General features: G+C 52.4%; 13 protein-coding genes. 10 read left to right on the forward strand and 3 right to left on the reverse strand.

Going from position 1 to position 18,232, the window contains the following annotated elements:
* The first annotated feature begins 21 nt into the window (after positions 1-21).
* The 10 genes from NST69_RS14565 (at position 22) to NST69_RS14610 (ending at position 14,981) form a co-directional block, all read left to right on the forward strand.
* Positions 22-1,125 (forward strand): endospore germination permease, encoded by a 1,104-nt coding sequence (locus tag NST69_RS14565; protein ID WP_342549802.1) that lies wholly within the window; start codon positions 22-24, stop codon positions 1,123-1,125.
* An 18-nt stretch (positions 1,126-1,143) separates the two neighbouring features.
* A complete protein-coding gene (locus tag NST69_RS14570; RefSeq protein WP_342549803.1) occupies positions 1,144-2,325 on the forward strand; it encodes a Ger(x)C family spore germination protein in 1,182 nt (393 codons plus the stop codon).
* A 47-nt stretch (positions 2,326-2,372) separates the two neighbouring features.
* Entirely contained in the window at positions 2,373-2,591 is a 219-nt protein-coding gene (locus NST69_RS14575) for a hypothetical protein (RefSeq protein WP_339256790.1), read from the forward strand.
* A gap of 137 nt (positions 2,592-2,728) precedes the next feature.
* Positions 2,729-3,679, forward strand: a complete 951-nt coding sequence (locus tag NST69_RS14580; protein ID WP_081751225.1) for an ABC transporter permease subunit — start codon at positions 2,729-2,731, stop codon at positions 3,677-3,679.
* On the forward strand, positions 3,673-4,578 hold the full coding sequence (locus tag NST69_RS14585) for a carbohydrate ABC transporter permease (RefSeq protein ID WP_051478146.1): 906 nt from the start codon (positions 3,673-3,675) through the stop codon (positions 4,576-4,578). The genes NST69_RS14580 and NST69_RS14585 overlap by 7 nt, the downstream gene beginning before the upstream one ends.
* Before the next feature lie 115 nt (positions 4,579-4,693).
* Complete coding sequence (locus tag NST69_RS14590) at positions 4,694-6,298, forward strand: extracellular solute-binding protein (protein WP_155991530.1); 1,605 nt, start codon at positions 4,694-4,696, stop codon at positions 6,296-6,298.
* Between the two features lie 103 nt (positions 6,299-6,401).
* Complete coding sequence (locus NST69_RS14595) at positions 6,402-7,871, forward strand: response regulator (RefSeq protein WP_342549807.1); 1,470 nt, start codon at positions 6,402-6,404, stop codon at positions 7,869-7,871.
* Complete coding sequence (locus NST69_RS14600; RefSeq protein ID WP_342549808.1) at positions 7,868-9,691, forward strand: sensor histidine kinase; 1,824 nt, start codon at positions 7,868-7,870, stop codon at positions 9,689-9,691. The genes NST69_RS14595 and NST69_RS14600 overlap by 4 nt, the downstream gene beginning before the upstream one ends.
* Positions 9,692-10,125: 434 nt before the next feature.
* Positions 10,126-13,248: a family 43 glycosylhydrolase gene (locus tag NST69_RS14605; protein ID WP_342549809.1), complete on the forward strand. Its 3,123-nt coding sequence runs from the start codon at positions 10,126-10,128 to the stop codon at positions 13,246-13,248.
* 20 nt (positions 13,249-13,268) lie between these two features.
* Positions 13,269-14,981, forward strand: a complete 1,713-nt coding sequence (locus NST69_RS14610; RefSeq protein ID WP_342549811.1) for a hypothetical protein — start codon at positions 13,269-13,271, stop codon at positions 14,979-14,981.
* A 183-nt stretch (positions 14,982-15,164) separates the two neighbouring features.
* On the opposite strand, the gene NST69_RS14615 is transcribed toward NST69_RS14610, so the two are convergent.
* The 3 genes from NST69_RS14615 to NST69_RS14625 form a co-directional block, all read right to left on the reverse strand.
* Entirely contained in the window at positions 15,165-16,307 is a 1,143-nt protein-coding gene (locus tag NST69_RS14615) for a choline esterase (protein ID WP_342550176.1), read from the reverse strand.
* Between the two features lie 18 nt (positions 16,308-16,325).
* Positions 16,326-16,985 carry a TetR/AcrR family transcriptional regulator gene (locus tag NST69_RS14620; protein ID WP_036727030.1) on the reverse strand — a complete coding sequence of 220 codons (660 nt, stop codon included), beginning with the start codon at positions 16,983-16,985 and terminating at the stop codon, positions 16,326-16,328.
* 140 nt (positions 16,986-17,125) lie between these two features.
* Complete coding sequence (locus NST69_RS14625; RefSeq protein WP_342549813.1) at positions 17,126-18,103, reverse strand: biotin--[acetyl-CoA-carboxylase] ligase; 978 nt, start codon at positions 18,101-18,103, stop codon at positions 17,126-17,128.
* Positions 18,104-18,232 lie beyond the last annotated feature (129 nt).

Raw genomic sequence — 18,232 nt, forward strand, 5'->3', positions numbered from 1 at the left:
TCACCAGAGAAGGGGATTCTTATGTTGACTGACAAAGGTAAAATATCTGTTACCCAGCTCGCCTTCCTTGTTTTTCCCTCGATTCTTGCCACCGCTATCCTGTCTGTCCCCGGGATCACCATGCATTATGCAGGACATGATATGTGGTTATCGCCCATCCTGGGCTCGCTGATTGGAGTAACGGTTATAGGGATCTCGCTTGGACTGAACCGGCTTTATCCCGGCAAGACCATTATGCAGTCCAGTCTGCTGATCGCCGGGTGGCTGCCGGGCAAGGTGATCGGGCTGGGTTTTCTGCTCTTTCTGCCCCATTTGAACGGCCTGATTATTCTGGAATACGGCGAGTTCATTGTGAATAATGCACTTCCCAAGACGCCACTGCTTGTCATTATGGGGACGATGGTTGCGGTCTGCGCGATTAATGTAAGGCAGGGCATAGAGGTGGTCAGCCGGACCGCCCAGGTGTTCGTTACGCTCCTGGTGGTGATGCTCTGCCTGATCTTTGTGCTCCTGACCGGAGAACTCCGGCCTGCCGAGCTGCTTCCGTTCATGGAGAACGGATTCGTTCCTATCGTCAAAGGCGCGGTGGCTCCGGCGGCATGGTTCAGTGAATATACTGTGCTGGCCTTTCTGCTGCCCTACATCAACAGCAAGAAACATCTGGGCCGGACGATGCTCGTTTCGCTTGTCGTAACGACACTGGCGATGACGGTGACCAATCTGTTCTGCCTGCTGCTGATGGGTGATTTGACGGACAGCTTTGCTTTTCCGGTGATGATTGCTGCACGTTACATTACGATTGCCGATTTCTTGCAGCATATTGAGGCGCTCATTATTGCGATCTGGATCTTCGGGATCTTTGTCAAAATCTCTGTCTTTCTCTACATCTTCGCCACCTCAGCCGCTGAATGGTTCGGGCTGGACGATTATAAACCGCTGGTGATTCCGCTTGCCTTCGTAAGCATGTTGTTCTCTTACTGGGTAGTGACGGGCGCTGCGGGCGCGGCTGCGCTTATCAGCGCTTCGGCTAACATATATACAATGATGTTCCTGGTGGCGATTCCCGCCGCAATCTATGGACTGGCTCTGCTGAAGAAGGGGCTGAAGCTTCTGAGCAAGGGATGATGATAAGGAGGGAGGGCAATGCGGGGCTGCAGAGTCATGATTATGCTGCTGCTGCTGAGCAGTATACTGCTCAGCGGATGCTGGGACCGGACGGAGATCAATGACCTGGCCATCGTGCTCGCCACCGGCGTGGATTATAAAGACGGCCAGGCACAATTGACGGCCCAGATCTTCATTCCGCGTAAAGGAAGCGGCGGCTCGGAGAGCGGCGGGGCAGGCGAAAGCGCAAGCGGAGTCACCATGACCCGCACTGCTGAAGGAGTGAACATTGCGGAAGCCTTGAACCGGCTGCAGCGGAAGGTCGCCCGCCATATGTTCTGGGGCCAATGTGAGGTGATTGTGATCAGTGAAGAGGCGGGGAAGCAGGGGCTGCGTGAATTCGTCGATTTCTTCCTCCGTTATCCGCAGTTCCGCGAACATGCGTATATCTTCTCCAGCAAGGATTCCGCCAAGGATATTCTTGCCCTGCTGGACCCGCTGGAGCGCAGCTCCTCCGAATCTCTCCGGGAAATGGCGAATATGAACCTGGGCACGCGTGTGACTCTGCTGGAATTATCCCAATCCATTCAGGGAGCCAGCGGTTCGGCCATCCTAACCCGTATCCTGATTGCTCCCCCGGAACCGAACGATGGACCGAATGCGACGACCCCCTCACTCAAGGGGTTAAGCCTGTATAAGCACGGCCGTTATTCCCTCACTGTAAAAGAACCGGTAAGCCTCGGAGTATTGCTCATGATTAATGAGCTTAATAATATTATCATGCCGGTTACTCTGGAAGGGGAGAAGGGGGCCTTCTCGATCCTGTCCAAACAAATCACCACCATGCTGAAGCCAAGCATCGTTAATGGGGAATGGATGATGAAGGTCCGGATTGTGGCGAGTGGAGAGGTCGTTCTGAATACAACTGATGCCAATCTGACTGATCCGTCGAAGGTGATAGCGCTGAAGAAGGCTTGGGAGAAGCGGCTTAAGGAAGCTGCCGATCAGGCACTCCATATGTCCCAAAAGGAGCAGAAGACCGACTTTTACAGATTTGCCGATTCCTTCCGCAAACATTACCCGCAAGAGTGGAAGGCAAAGAAGGAACAGTGGGAGACTATGTACCCCGAGCTGCAGGTGGAGGTCTCCGTCAAGACGAGTATTACTGGTAACGGAAGATCAACCGGGCCTCAAGGCATACCAGAGCAATCGGCCAACTGACGGAAGGTACGCCTGAATTCCAGCAACCATAGAAGGATGGGGGAAGCATGAAAATAGCAATGATCCTATCAATTCTGCTGCTGTCCTGCGGGATCATTATTTTTGAATTCCGGGGCAGTAAGGACAAGAAAGCCAGAAAGGTGATTGCAGGCATTACGTTTGCTGCGGCGGGTCTTACCATTCTTCTGTTATTTCAACCAGGCTTGCCGGGTCCCACCGAGCTGGTGAAGCTGTTGTTCGGCAGAATCGATCTGATTATGAAATGAAGCTTAAGGCAGTCCCTCCGGGGGCTGTCTTTTAAGTTATTACCAAATTCATTTAAGCGATTACATTTTCATATCTCCCGGGGTAGCTATAATAAAGAACAAGAGAGCTCCTTAATACAGCCGGAGGGATGGGAGAAATGAAAGCGGTTTTAAACAATCAGCAAGATCAAATCGGACTCACGCGAAGACACACCTTTTGGCTCAGGATCAGGAGAGATGCCCTACTCTACATCCTTTTGCTGCTGCCACTCCTGTACATTGCCATTTTTAAATATGCACCGATTTACGGCTTGATTATGGCCTTTCAGGACTACAATATTTTTCAGGGGACGAGTGGAAGCGAATGGGTGGGACTGGATGTGTTCCGGTTTATTTTTCAGCAGGACAGCTTCTACCGTGCCCTCAAAAATACGCTGGTCCTGAATGTGCTGGATCTGGTGGCAGGCTTCCCGGCCCCGATTATCCTGGCGATTCTGCTTAACGAAGTCCGCATGGCCCGATTCAAGAAATTAACGCAGACGATTCTCTATCTGCCTCACTTCATGTCCTGGGTAATTATCGGCGGGATTGTCTATCTGATGTTCTCTAACAGCGGGATGGTGAATCTATTCCTGGATAGCCTGGGACTGTCGAAAATTGAATTTCTGTCGCAGAAGACCCCTTGGCTGGTCACCTATATTACTGTGGGGGTATGGCAGAACATCGGGTGGGGGACGATTATTTATCTCGCGGCGATTACCGGTATCAACAAGGAGCTGTATGAAGCGTCCGATATGGACGGCTGCAGCAGACTCCGCAAAATGTGGCATATTACACTGCCGGGCATTAAATCTACGATTAACATTCTGCTGATTCTTCAGATTGGCCGAATGGTATCGATCGGGTTCGACCGCCCGTTTGTCATGGGGAATTCACTGGTCAGCGAATATTCCGATGTCATCAGCACCTTCGTGTACAGAGTGGGTATCAGCTCGGGAGACTTCTCCCAGGCAACAGCCGTCGGGCTATTCCAGTCTGTGGTAGGTCTGACCCTGCTGATCGGTGCCAACTATATTGCGAAGAAATTGGGTGAGGATGGGATATGGTGAGAGCGGCAAGTACGATACGAACAGGGCGGATTGGCCGGAAAACAAGTGTGGCAGATATTGCGATTATAGTCTTTATAGTGGCTTTGTCGTTCACCTGCATTGTCCCGTTTTTATATATGATAGCGCTATCATTCAGCTCCAACGAAGCGATTATCTCGCAAAAGGTTAGCTTATGGCCGGTAGACTTCACTGTAGAGACGTATAAGACGATTCTTAGCGATGCCGATATGCTGTATACGCTGGGCTATAGTATTGTCCTGACCATTTTTTACACGGTGGTGTGTATGTTCCTGACGATCTGTGCGGCGTACCCGTTAACGAAAAAGCGGCTGTGGGGGAGAAACTTCCTGTTGTCCGCTCTGGTCTTCACGATGTATTTCAGCGGCGGTCTGATTCCTTCCTATATCCTGATCAAGAACCTGGGGATGATGGATACGATATGGAGTCTGGTGCTGCCTGGCGCGATGAGTGTATTTAATCTGATTATCCTGAAAACCTTCTTCAGCTCCCTTCCCGAGAGTCTGGAGGAATCGGCGTCCATTGACGGGTGCTCGGATCTGGGAATTCTTCTCCGGATTGTCCTGCCCCTCTCGCTGCCTTCGATTGCCACCTTAAGTCTCTTCTATGCCGTAGACCGGTGGAACGGATTCCAGGATGCGTTATTTTATATTACCAAAAAAGAGCTCTATCCCATGCAGCTCAAGCTGTACCAGATCATCTCAGCCAACCAGCAGCTGGACAGCCAGCAGGGCGGCGAGGGCAGTGTCGGCTCGTTCATCGTGCCAGAGTCGCTGAAGGCCGCAAGCGTCATGTTCACCACGATTCCGATTCTGCTGATCTACCCCAAGCTGCAGAAGTATTTCGTAGACGGTGTAATGACGGGCGCGATAAAGGGCTGAGGCGGGTATACTCTGCGGAAGGGGGGAGGCCAGACTGGGGGAAGTTGAAGCTGCCTGGGCAAGAAAGCTATAATCTGGATTACTATCATGATAAGAGATGAAAGGGTGGTATACCGTGAAGACAGGCATTAAGAAAATATCGGCCGTTCTGTGCAGCACCGTGCTGCTGGCCGGCGTTGCAGCGGGCTGCGGCGGCAATGATAAAGAGAGCAAAGAGACAGCCGCGCCGGAGTCGTCTAATGCAGCAAAATCTCCTTCTGATCCTCCTGCAAAGCTGACGGTGGAGGTGTTCGACAGAGGGGTTCAGGGCCAGCCGGATCTGAATAATAATTTCTGGACGAAATATGTGAATGAGCATTTCGGCAAGCCGAATAACGCCATTGTGGAATATGTACCGGTTCCCCGGTCCCAGGAGGTTGATAAGCTGAACGTATTAATGGCTGCGGGCCAGGCTCCGGACATCTCGTTCACCTATGACGGGACACTGGTGACCCGCTTTGCCAAAAGTGACGGCCTCTACACGCTCGACGAGCTGCTGGAGAGCCACGGCCAGCAATTAAAGGCTTATCTCGGGGAGAACGTTCTCGCTTACGGCAAATATAACGACAAGCAGGTATCCATCCCGGGCAAGCGCACCCTGCTGGCCTGGAACGGGATGTTCATCCGTAAGGATTGGCTCGACAAGCTCGGGATGCCGCTTCCGACCAATAGAGATGAGTTATACAATACGCTGGTGGCCTTCCGCGACAAGAACCCGGGCAATGTGAACGGCGTCATTCCCTGGGCAACGGCGGCAGCCGGCATGAACTACACCTTCGGCAACCTCGTTCAATCCTTCTGGGGCCAGATGTCAGAGGAGGAATTCGTCACCACGCCGAACTGGCTGAAGCCGGGCAACAAAGATGCCTACAAATGGCTGAATAAGCTGTATAATGAGAAGCTGATCAGCCCCGATTTTGCCCTGGACAAAACCACCAAGCAAGCGGATGCCGATGTCACCAACGGCAAGGTCGGCTTCTATGCCGCCAACTGGGATTATCCGATGACCCAGAAAATCCGTGAACCACTGAAGCAAAACTCGCCGGATGCCCACTATGTTCCGGTGGATACCTTCAAAAATGCCGAAGGCAAATACCTCAAAGAGGTATATAATGAGAACGGAATCTTCTCCTTCATTCCTAAAAGCAGCAAAAACGCGGAGCTGGCGGTCAAATATCTGAACTGGATGGCGGACCCGGAGGTGATGTTCTTCCTGCAGTTCGGTGAAGAAGGCGTTCACCATACCCTGAAAGACGGCATTCCGCAAGGGATATCACAGACCGGCGAGAAAATGCAGATGAGTAATTTGAACATGGATTATACGATGATTGTTAACGGCGCTGAGCTGGGTGACACCGAAAAGAACGTCAAAACCTATGCCGCAGCCCTGGCCTCCGGGGATAAGCAGTATGAGGAACTCGCTATGGAATCGTACAAAATTAACACAACAGACGGCTATTCATCCTTCTATTACGGGGTACCGAACGAATCCAACATCAAATACGGCAAGACGCTGGGCGATATGAACAAGCAGATGATTGACCGGTTGATCGTGGCCAAGGAGTCCGAATTCGACGCCTTGTACGATAAGCTGGTCAAAGAATACATGGATGCCGGCGGTAAAGCGGTTCAGGAAGAGAATGTGAAGAACTACAGGGAAGTCACAGCGAATAAGAAGTAACACCTGAAATACGGATAAACCACCGGCTGTTCATTGGCCTGGTTTATCCGCATTTCCTTTGTGTAACCACATCAGAAGAATCCACAGTCTCAGGAGGATATCCATGTACAAGGTCATTATTGTAGATGATGAGTCGTGGGCGATTAGAGGGATCAGCAATGCCTTTGACTGGGAGCAGTATGGCTTTGAAATCTCGGGACAGTTCACAAGTGCATATCAGGCGTGGGAAGCCATCGCCTTGCAGGAGCCGGATCTGGTGGTCACAGATATCCGGATGCCGGAGATTTCCGGGCTCGATCTGATGAAGCGGGCCAAAGCGCAGGGCATAGACTCGGAATTCGTCATTATAAGCGGGTATGCGGAATTTGAATACGCCCAGGAAGCGCTGCGCTACGGGGCCTTGGATTACTTCCTGAAGCCGCTGGATGTGGATATGACCGATACGTTCCTGGCGAAGCTCGCCCTGCACTTCTCCCGGCGAAGTGCGGCGCGCAATCATCTTCTATTGGATGCGCTTACCTCGGCAGATGAAGATGAGATCAGGCGCTGCCTTCCTGCTGGCATGAGTGCAGGCTGCTGCCGGGTGCTTGCTGTCCATTATGAGGCAGACCGGCCGAAGCTCGGCGAATTGCTGAAGCTGGACGGGCAGCCGGTTCATGTGCTGGAGGTAGAGAACGGAGCAAGCACCCTGCTGGCGGTTCTGATCACAGAGCAGGAGAGTGAGCTGGAAGGAATCACGGATGAATGGCCTGCGGCCGCAGGCAGTCCAGGGCTTCCTGTGGTGGGGATCAGCAGCATCGGCAGCGGGCTTAAGCAGATCAGCAAGCTGATCAAGGAAGCAGAGCTGGCGGCCTCCCGGGTATTCGTGGATGATGCTTCCGGCGCATTTCACTATTATAATCCCAAGCTGCCTCTGGTGAAGCCCTGTATAGATGAGCTGCACTCTATAGTTCATGGTAATCAATATGACAGCATCGAGACATACATCCTGGGCTTGCAGGAATACTTCAGGCTTCATGAGCTGGGAATGATTGAGGTGGTCTACTTATGGAATCAGGCCGTCGGACTTCTGACTAGCGCTTATTCGGAAGAACTCAGAGACATGGAGCTGGAGTTCCTGAATTATGCCGAGCTGAAGGAGCGGTTCGAGGATCTGGAGTCGCTGTGCAGCTTCCTGCATGACGTTCTTACCGTGCTCCGGCAAGGGAATAGCCGTGCTTTGCAGGAAGGGGATATTCTCTCCTGCTTCAACCGGATGGTCGCCTATATCGACCGGAATTATGAGCAGAAGCTGTATCTAAAGGAGCTGTCGGTCCAATTTTTCATCAATCAGGTGTATTGCTGTCAATTGTTCAAGAAGAATCTGGGCAAAACCTTCTCTGAATACGTGGCTGAGCTGAGGATCAGGAAAGCCCGCGGGCTTTTGCAGCAGACAGACCTGTCTATTGAGAGCATTGCCATCCAGTCCGGTTATGTAGATTACTATTATTTCAATAAGGTGTTCAAGAAGCACTGCGGGATGACGCCCGCCAAATTCAGAAAAAGGGAAAGTGAACGGAGCAACAGGCCATGAAGACCGGCAAGGTGAAATTGAAGCATCAGCTATGGCTGTTCATCGTGTGCTCCATCCTGATCTTCATGGTCATGGAGTTCTACTTCTTCTACAGCTTCTCGAATCTGACACAGAAGCGGGCGGTCACCTACAGCAACAAGATGATTGAGCAGACCCGCCGCAAGATTGATTCGGTGTTCAATGATATCCGGATCAGCACCGGCTTTGCGGTCAACAGCAAGCTGATTCAGGAATTCACCATCGCCGATGATGATTACAAAAGGGCGTTCGACAGCGCTCCCTATGCCCTGGATCTGATGGAATATATGCGGTCCTTCAATTCGTATGTGAACGGCATCATGATCAATGACCTCCAGGGAAGACGCCTCTCCAGCGAGGATTCTGCAAGCGGTGATATTTTTTATATTAACCTGTATGAGACCTTTATCCGCCCGTACAAGAACGATCCTGCGCTTCGGCAGAAGGGGAAGTTCACCGCCATTCTGAAGGATGACCGGACAGGGACAGATCAGTTCTTCTATATTGCTCCCATTGTGGAGTCGATCGGGGGCGTCCATTTCTCACAGATTACGGGTTACTGCATGGTGATGGTCAATATGGACAAAATGCAGGGACTGGTCGCGAATACGGAATTAACGCAGAACTCCACCTTGTATATTCTGAATAACCGGGACGAGGTGGTTGCCTCCACCAATTCCTATGCGCGGGGCAATGTGATCAAAGATGTGCTGTCTATGGACAAGAACCAATTACTTAACGGGGTAAAAGCAACGATCGGCGGCAAGGAGGTTCTCGTTCAGGTTAAGGGGCTGGAGCAGGCTGACGGGTGGCGTGTGGTCAGTATGATCCCGGTGCAGGAACTGACGGCCGACATGATTCCCATGCGGAAGGTTAGCATTATGGTCGGCCTTGGTATTATTGTGAGTATGATTATTACAGGCAGCTTCTTCTTGCACAATCTGATGCGTCCCCTGATGGGATTGGTCATGGATATGAAGAAGGTGGCAGGGCGGGACAGAGGCTTCCGGATCAAAGTCCGGTTCACCAACGAGGTGGGCCTGCTGGCCCAGGATATTAACCGGATGATGGACGAGATGGACGAAATGACGCGGGAGATGTTCAATACCCAGGCCAGACTATACGAATCCGAGCTGAGCCAGAAGCAGGCGGAGTTCTCTGCCCTGCAGAGCCAGATTAATCCCCACTTCCTGTATAATACGCTGAATTGTATCAGCAGCATCGGACTGGAGTATGGAAGCCGGGAGATTGCGCAAATTACGTACTGCATGTCCAAGATCTTCCGCTATAGCATCAAGAAGGATGATCTTGTGCAGATCCGTGAAGAGGTAGACTGCATACAAGCTTACATGAAGATCATCCTGATCCGCTACGAGAATAAATTCTCCTTGTCGCTCGATGTGAAGGAGAGCTTGCTGGAGCTGCAGACCCCTAAGATGATCCTCCAGCCCATCGTGGAGAATTCGGTCTATCACGGGCTGGAACGGATGGATCAGGGTGGAAGCCTTCAGATTACCGGGAGCCTGGATGCGCGCGGAGATGTGTGCTTCTGTATTACGGATACCGGCAGGGGAATGGAGCCGGAGGAACTGGCCGCCCTTCAGGCCAAGCTTGGCCTGGAGCATAAGGAGCTGGCTCTGACCGGGCAATCGGCACAGGGCATCGGGCTGCTGAATATTCATAACCGGCTCCGCCATCTGTTCGGAGCAGGCTACGGACTTACCGTTGACAGCCGGCTGGGCTATGGGACAACCGTGAACGTGAAAATCCCGAAGCTGCCGGGAGGAGTTAATAGTATATGAGTTTGGACAGGGTACCTCCGTTTAGCGGGAGGTGCCCTGTTTGGCTGCATGGGGGAGGGCAGGCTTCAGGAGGATTCAGGCGGGAAGGGGGAACAGTTGGATTTACTCCACCTGCTGATGGAGATACGGCCTTGCCTGGCGCAGCAGGTGGATAAACAACACTTACTCAAGCGCTATTTACTTAAAGTGCCTGAATCCGTGAGCAGCAGTTGCTCTTTTTCCACTTGTTCCCCTGCAATCGCCAGATGTCGAGAAATTAAGCTGCGTTTATCCAATTATTTGGTTACTGACCTGGCTCGTTTCCGCGCTGTAATTATTTTCTACTAAAACGGTTACAAAAACAATTTAAGATAGTCCATTTTTTTAAGCGGTCCTGGAGGGTATTATGAGTACGCTAGCCGGAGTCATCATTCGAACGAGAAGGAGATGAAAAAATGAAAGCGGTTAATTCAGCCCGGAAAGAACAGAAGTGGTCCAGCACAAACGTCAAAGCTCTGCTGCTCAGCCTCGCGATCCTGCTCATGCTGCCTCAGTGGGGAGGGAGAGCTGCGGCGGAAGAGTCGGGGACGTCACTACCAGAGCCTGTTGTGGCTGCACAAGGAGGAACGAATGTGACGGATTTCTACAATGTCATCATGCAGACCGGGGCCGATCCCTGGGTATACAAGCACACGGACGGCTATTATTACAACACCTTTGTTAATGCCAGTGGAGTGATGGTCCGCAGGTCGAAGACGATTACCGGTATTGAAGCAGGCGAGCGGAGTCTGGCTTGGTCGCCGGTTAAGGGAACCATGTACAGCTCCAACGTGTGGGCACCGGAGATGCATTATCTCAAAGATACGGACGGCCAGTACAAATGGTATATCTACGTTGCAGCCGATAACGGAACCAACGCTAACCACCGTATGTATGTGATGGAGAATGCCAGTGCCGATCCGATGACCGGAAGCTGGACCTTCAAAGGCAAGATTACCGATGCCACGGACCGCTGGGCGATTGACGGCACTGTGCTGACGATCGGTGACCAGCACTACTTCATCTGGTCCGGCTGGGAGGACACCGATGGCAGCTTTCAGAATCTGTATATCGCCAGAATGAGCAATCCGTGGACGATCAGCTCGCAGCGAGTGCTCCTGTCCACACCGGAGTATGACTGGGAGACCTCACCCGGCCGGATTAATGAAGGCCCTCAGATTACTATCAAGGGGAACAAGATCAATCTGGTCTACTCCGCCAATGGGAGCTGGACAGACAGCTATAGTCTCGGCTTGATCACCGCCAGCACCAGTGCCGATCTGATGAATCCCGCTTCCTGGTCCAAGCGTAATCAGCCGATCTTCTCCAGCGCGAACGGTGTCTACGGCCCGGGCCATCACGGTATCGTGACCTCACCGGACGGCAGCGAGGACTGGATCATCTACCATTCCGCCCGCTGGCCTGGCTCAGGCTGGACACGCAATGTCCGAGCACAGAAGTTCACCTGGAACGCAGACAACACGCCGAACCTGGGAGAACCCGTTAATCCGAACAGTCCGATAGCAATCCCATCAGGCGAGCCAGCCCGGTTTCGTTATGAAGCCGAAGAAGCTCTGCTTGTAAAAGATCCCGCTGGCACTTCATCCCCAGCGGTCCGGCGCGAAAGCTCCGCCTCCGGCGGGATGAAGATCACCAATCTGGCTAACGCTTACGACTACGCCCAGTTCAACGTCAACGTGCCGGAAGCGGGCTTCTATGTGATGTCCGTGCGCAACAGCAACGGCTCTGCGAATGCGGGGGATGCCTCCCATATCCTGTCGGTCAACGGCGGGCCCGGAGCGTCGATGAATATTGTCTATTCCGGCGCGAACCGCTGGGGAGCCTCCACGGCGAAGATCTTTCTTCAGCAGGGAGACAACGTTCTCCGCTTCACCAAGGGGAATAATCTGGCCGACATCGACAGCCTGGATCTATCCCGGCTGAATACATCGGAGCTGCTGTTCGGGACTCCCGGATATACGCTTGGTCTTAACGAGACCCGCAGCCTGCCCCTTTATACAGTAACAGGAACTACCTATGCTGCTGTCACGGCAGGTGTGGTCCTGACCTCGTCCGATACGAACGTAGCCGTGATTCAAGCAGGGAATCAGGTGAAGGCCGCCGGAGCAGGAAGCGCAACCATTACCGCCACCTATAACGGCAAAACTGCTGCCGTTGCAGTTAACGTCAAGGCTGAACCGAAAACAGTACAGTCCTTGACGCTCACCGGGCCTGAGTCTGTGCTGATCAGCGGCCAGATCAGCTCACCGTTGCGGGCAACAACATATTACAACAATTATGAAGTTCAGGATGTAACAGGAAGTGCGCAGTACACCAGCAGCAATCCAGGCGTGGCAGTCATCGACCCGGCTACCCATACGGTAAATGCCGTTCAACCGGGCACGGCTCTAATTACTGCCTCCTACGGTGGCAAGCAAACCACTCACCGTATAACGGTCATTGCCGCGTCAAATGCCGTTCAGGTCACTTCAACAGAGAAGACACCTTCAGGCGTGGTTCCCGTGCTTCCGGGCGTTGTAAATGCCGTCTACCACAACCAGACGGTTCAGGCCCAGGTGACCGGCAGCGAGACGGCAGGAATGGACTTCAGCACCATTGGCACGGTTCAGATTCCTGTGACGCTCAAGATCAGCGGCCAGGAGTTCTCCTCCACTATCTCTGTAGAGGTTGTACCTGGTTATGGTCTGGATGAGATCGTAAGTCAGCTGCGCAGCAAGCTGGCAAATAACTCTTATCCGCTTGGAAACGGGGCAGGCAATTATAGTGCAGCCAAGTATGCGGACTTCGTTGCCGCTGTGGATCAAGCGGAGACGCTGGCCGGCAATGCGGAGCTGACGGAGGCGCAGTTCAATGCAGAACTGAATGCGCTGGCTAATGCGGAAGCCGCCCTACTGAATTCGCTGAATACCACGCAGAACGGCATAACTTATAAGGCGTACCGGGATTTCTCCGGCGATACAGCAGGCAAATATCCTTACGGCATTACTGCGCAGGATTTGACGAATGGCGCTACGGCTGTAGTCCAGGAAGAAGCCGGCAACAAATTTCTGCGGCTGACCACGACCGCGGTATCAGGCAAAGCCAACCTGTTCCTGCCTTATCTTGGGGAGGTTAGTGCTGCGGGGAATCAGCGCATTGTCATAGAGTACCGCGTCCGGTTAAACAGCAGCTTCCAGTATGCCAACGGCGCCATGGTAAGAAATGATAGCGGTACAAGCAACTATTCGATGGTTACAGCGTTCGATTCCGGTAAAATCCTTGTGCAAAATGGCGGTTCCAACAAGGTCAAGGTGAGAGACTTCTCGCTGGGCACATGGTATGCCATCAAAATGGTCGCGAACTGGGATGCCAAGACGTACAGCGTGTATATCAACAATGAATCTGTTCCGGCTGCTACGGATTTCGCCTTCCGCCATACCGGCGGCAGCTCACTGACAGGACAGCTGTTCGGCGTCGACGGTTATGCGAACGCGTCCATCGATTTTGACGATTTCAAGGTGAGGGTTACCGGAGATTAACCAGCGGAGGGAAAGACAACATGTCAAGTCAAGCTTACGAAAAGTTCACACCGTTACACAACGCCAAGCTCGTTCTGGGGTATCTGACCTCTATGGTTGATGCGCAGGAAGACAATCTGCCCTACTGGCTGATACTGCCGCACAAGAAGCCAGCCGAGGCTGCCCATTGCCGGGTGGACGATGCGGAGCTGGTCGGCTCTTGGTATGAGGCCATAGATGCGGTGCGCAAAATGCTAAAGACGGAGGAAGGCGCTGCGGTGCAGCAATCCTTTTACCGTCATCTCATGAAGTCCTGGGGAGAGCACGGCCTGCGCTTTCATGAGCCTTATCCGTGGACGCATACGAATCATAGCTCTTTTCACGAAATGGGCTATATTCTTCCTGCGCTGAACCGGATGCTGGAGAATGATCCCGGGGATCAGGAGGCGGAGAGCAGAGCGGCCGGGCTGGTGAGGGGAATGCGTTCCCTGGTGATTGAGCGCAAGGTCAGAACGTTCTGGTCGGGGGATTATGAGGAGCAGGAGCCCCTGTACGAATTCCCCAATGATGTGTACCTGAAGGACGGCGGCTTCGATCTGTCCAGGCATACCGGGCGGGGGGAGCAGGCGATCCGCAATGCCATTGTCCTGCATTCTCTGGTGCGCAGATATGAAATTGCCGGAGATGAGGCCGCGCTTGATCTGGCAACGGGCATTGCCAACCATCTGCTCGGACCTTCTCGCTATTTCAATTACAGGATGGAATTCTTCGGACATGTCCATTCCGCAGGCTGGGTAGCTTCCGGGCTGGTACGTCTGGGCCGGGTAACAGGCAAGGAGCGGTATATTACCGCAGGTAAAGGAATCTATGATTATATCCGCAGCCTGTCCTCCTCCTTCGGCTGGGTGCCGGAATATGCCCAGTGGCATCCGCCGCATGAGGAGCATTGTGAGACCTGCTGCATCAAGGATATGATCGAATGTGCGAATGAGCTGATTCTGGCCGGGTATGAGGAATATTGGGAGGATATGACCTTGTTTGCGCGGAACCAGCTGGTGGAGAATCAGCTTAAGGTATCTTCCTACGTAGTCACAGACAACACCCGGCCTGACGAAGCAGGCATAACCTACAGGGAGATTGATAAAAGAATGATCGGGGGCTTCACCGGAGGCTCGCTCGTCAATTCCATGTCATTATCCAAGTTCCGCTCGATTGCGGGCTGTTGTGTCGGCATGGCTCCGGTGGCCCTGGAGATCGTATGGAACCGGGCGGTGGAATTCCATGACGGAACGGTAATCGTCAATATGCCGGTGGATAAGGAGACGAAGGAGGCTGCCGTCACCATGAGCTATCCCGACCGGGGCTATATGTCCATTACAGCCAAACAACCATGCGATGTTGCGGTACGGGTCTATGACTGGATGGGTCAGAACCTCAGCATGAAGATTAACGGAGCCTACTGCACGCCTGAGAGGGAAGGGAACCTGCTTATTATCCGTAGTATTGGAGCAGGGGATACTGTAGAGCTGGAGCATCTGCTAGAAACGCTGAATGTGAAGGAGACGGTGCGCGGTGAGGAATACAAGGTATCCTGGAGAGGCTGTGATGTCGTGGATATCTCTCCCCGGGGAGAGCATTTGAGACTATATCAGCGGGATCTGCGCATCCCGAAAGTGTATCCCACGCCAAATGATGTTCACTTCACCGGAGCGGCGAATTACGGGCCTACCCAGCAGGCGCAGGGGAGTAAGTGATTTTAGCACTGGAGCATTCATAAGCCGTAATTAAAGCATAAGCCATAGCTAAGCCGCAATTGAAAAACCGCACCACGCAGACATTGCTTGCGGGGTGCGGTTTTTTGGCGTTTTAGACAGAATATGGACTTCAGCGCCGGGTAGATATTTCTCTGTTGCCGGTGAAAATTGAGACTGTACGGCTCACTTATTATTGGTCTTCCTGACCAAGTCCACGCCATCGTAAGCCAAGCTGTCCACACTTGCCGCCTTCTGCCGGAGGTAATGATCCAAAAAGGTCTTCGTATAGTCTGTAACCAGATTTCGCATCTCCATCGCATCCCGTTCGCCTCTGAGGTCCTCATTAACTCCGGTAAACACGATGTCACAGTAATCTAAATGCGCAACCCGGTCAACAGAGAAATAATAGGTTTCTCTGCTATTGTTAGCGCCAATGACCGCATTCATGTTGTAGTTGGGTTCACGATACAGCAGCAGGAAGGGCGTATTAAGGTCGCTATCGAGGAGACCGAATGCACCGCTATCCAAGCCAATCCCGCAGGTAAACCGGTCGTCGTCCCGGCAGACCATCGCCGTCGTAAGCCCACCATAAGAATGTCCGACGATGCCCATGCCGGTGTCAACAAGCAGTCTGCCTTTAAAGATAGAATCCAGCTCTCCAGTGTCCAGCTTGTACAGAACATCGGCTACAAAACGCACATCTTCTGCCTGTAACTCACTAAACTCTGTTAACTTGGCAAGTACCGGGAGTGCAAGCACGCTACGGCACATCTGAACGGCAGCTTCATCGTCAGGCCGCATCTCCATCTTACCAGCCAGCGCCAGCATCTCCGGATCTTCAGACAACGCTATGATAGCATCGGAGAAGTCCTTGGATACATTAAACAGACGCCCGTCTTTACGCTTGTACATCGTGCTATTCGGATGGCCGATGCTAACCACAACGTATCCCATACTGGCCAAGTCCGTACAGAGCACTGTGCCCCATTCCGGAGAGCCGCCCCCGCCGCAGACATAGAATAACACCGGATAGCGCTGCTCCTTCGCGGAGAGAGCAAGGTCGTCGTAACACCGGGTCTTGAACTCTATGGAGAAAAAATCGCTCGTAACATACCCCGTGACGAGCGGCTGATCCTTTAACATCCCGTAGACTTCAGGAAACATGTATGCTGATGTAGCTTTACCTTCGCTGCTGTCAGACGGATAGAACACGAACGCTGTCAGTTCTCTTGTGGAATGGTCCGAAGCCGTGTACTCCAGATCCATCTGAGTCCGGCCAACCGTATAGCTGCCAACAGGTGCTGGAAAAACCTCGTAAGTTCTCAAATGCTTGTTCATACACTTCTACTCCTTTGCTTTTTTAATATCGCTAACCAGCTCGGAATATTTATGATCTTCAAGCAGACCATGACCCATAAAGTCAGCAAAGTATTTGCTAAGCTTATGCTGCATCTGAGAATCCTTAATCCCGAATTCCCTATAAAACATGACTAAATTAAACTGCATAGATTCAAACATAAATGAAATCAGGTCATCGTCAATATCAGGCCGGAGATATCCGTCCACCCTCAGCCGCCGTATAATGTCCTTAATCAAGGGGAAGGACTCGCCCTTTAGCACGTTCAGATATACTTTCAGCAGTATGTCCTCGGGAATGTGTAAAAAAGTCTCAGTAAGCTTGATCTCCAGCTCATTCAGCGGCTCGGCCACCGTACCATTCACGTTACCAAATAAGCCGGTAAGGAAAGACCGGAACAGGGAATCTTCAGTACTGTTATTAAAATACGCAGCTCTTTTCCGGGTCACATTACGGATTAAGTGACAATACAGGTCATCCTTGTCTTCAAAATAACGGTAGAAGGTTCCGGGGTGCATAGACAAGCTATCCAGCACCATCTTCATCGATATATCCTCGTAAAGATGATCCACAAAAAGCTGCATAGCCCTGTTCGATATTTCCTCGCGCCTGGCTTCATCCAATCGAAAGAACGTATTTTTTGGCATCGTTTCCTCCTTTAATACGTGGTGTGAACTGATTCACACTATATCGATAATCAATTCACATGTCAAATATCCGAGCCGGAATAATGGCACAAAAAAACCACCCCCCGCAAGCATCTCTTGCGAATTGTGGTTTCTAAGTGTTAGAGCAGAATACGAACTTCGCCGCTGGACAGATATTCCTCGTCGCCATTCGGATACCGGACCTTCAAGCGGCAGTCGTTGTCGATATCAACGGCAGTTGCCGCTTGCTCTTGATGCTCCTTAACAACCATGACCGTCTCACCCAGCGACATCATGCGCTGCCGGTATTCGGGCAGAAACAGCCGTTCCTTAAGCTGCTCATAATAGCCCATGAAGCGGTTCAGCACTTCGGCTGTAAGCCGGTTGCGCAGATCGCCTGGAGGCTTGTCCTCCTTGTATACAGAGGTTGCAATCTCAGACAGTCCGGCGGGGAAGCCCGCTGCGGGCAGCGCCACATTGATCCCGATCCCGAGTACGGCATAATCCAGCCACTCATTCTCCAGGGACAGGGAAGCCTCGGTGAGGATTCCGCACACCTTTTTACCGTTCATGAATACGTCATTCACCCATTTGATCTGCGTGCTGAGGCCGGACACACTCTCGATCGCCAGAGCCACCGCAACGGCAGCAGAGGTAGTCAGAAGCGTAGCATCTGCCGCCGACAGCCGGGGTCGCAGCAGAATGCTCATATAGATGCCCGTCCCCGCAGGGGAAAAGAAAGGCCGGCCTTTCCGGCCCCGCCCGGCGGTTTGCTCCTCCGAGAGGATGACTTTGCCTTCCGCTTCACCGCCGGAAGCCAGCGACTTCACCAGCTCGTTCGTTGAAGCCACGCTCTTGAAAACTTCAAGCCGCAGCGTTTGCCCCCTGGCATCCAGGTATTTGGCGACCGCTGCGGCGGACAGAATGTCCGTCTGCGGGGACAGGGAGTATCCCTTATTGGTGACGGCCTGAATGGAATAGCCGTCACTCTGCAGCGCTTTGATGGCCTTCCACACTGCGCTGCGCGTCACGGATAACCGCCCGGCGATGTCCTCGCCGGAGAAGTATTCACCCTTATTGCTATCCAGTAAGGCCAGGATATGTTCTTTAACTGTCATGCCTATAACCCTCCACAAGTCTAACGTTCCGATCTCATCTCTTTAAATATATTAACATGCTTAGGATCATTAGAAAAATCAGGTATACTCACATCATCATTGTGAACCTATTAATAATTTATGGTTTAC

Origin of the sequence: Paenibacillus sp. FSL P2-0089 (genome assembly GCF_038595095.1) — a bacterium.
GTDB classification, from domain to species: Bacteria; Bacillota; Bacilli; order Paenibacillales; family Paenibacillaceae; genus Paenibacillus_AQ; species Paenibacillus_AQ silagei.

Bases quoted from the DNA above. Each gene is read 5' to 3' on its own strand.
- NST69_RS14565 (WP_342549802.1), top strand. From the start codon at position 22: ATGTTGACTGACAAAGGTAAAATATCTGTTACCCAGCTCGCCTTCCTT.
- NST69_RS14570 (WP_342549803.1), top strand. From the start codon at position 1,144: ATGCGGGGCTGCAGAGTCATGATTATGCTGCTGCTGCTGAGCAGTATA.
- NST69_RS14575 (WP_339256790.1), top strand. From the start codon at position 2,373: ATGAAAATAGCAATGATCCTATCAATTCTGCTGCTGTCCTGCGGGATC.
- NST69_RS14580 (WP_081751225.1), top strand. From the start codon at position 2,729: ATGAAAGCGGTTTTAAACAATCAGCAAGATCAAATCGGACTCACGCGA.
- NST69_RS14585 (WP_051478146.1), top strand. From the start codon at position 3,673: ATGGTGAGAGCGGCAAGTACGATACGAACAGGGCGGATTGGCCGGAAA.
- NST69_RS14595 (WP_342549807.1), top strand. From the start codon at position 6,402: ATGTACAAGGTCATTATTGTAGATGATGAGTCGTGGGCGATTAGAGGG.
- NST69_RS14600 (WP_342549808.1), top strand. From the start codon at position 7,868: ATGAAGACCGGCAAGGTGAAATTGAAGCATCAGCTATGGCTGTTCATC.
- NST69_RS14605 (WP_342549809.1), top strand. From the start codon at position 10,126: ATGAAAGCGGTTAATTCAGCCCGGAAAGAACAGAAGTGGTCCAGCACA.
- NST69_RS14610 (WP_342549811.1), top strand. From the start codon at position 13,269: ATGTCAAGTCAAGCTTACGAAAAGTTCACACCGTTACACAACGCCAAG.
- NST69_RS14620 (WP_036727030.1), bottom strand. From the start codon at position 16,985: ATGCCAAAAAATACGTTCTTTCGATTGGATGAAGCCAGGCGCGAGGAA.
- NST69_RS14625 (WP_342549813.1), bottom strand. From the start codon at position 18,103: ATGACAGTTAAAGAACATATCCTGGCCTTACTGGATAGCAATAAGGGT.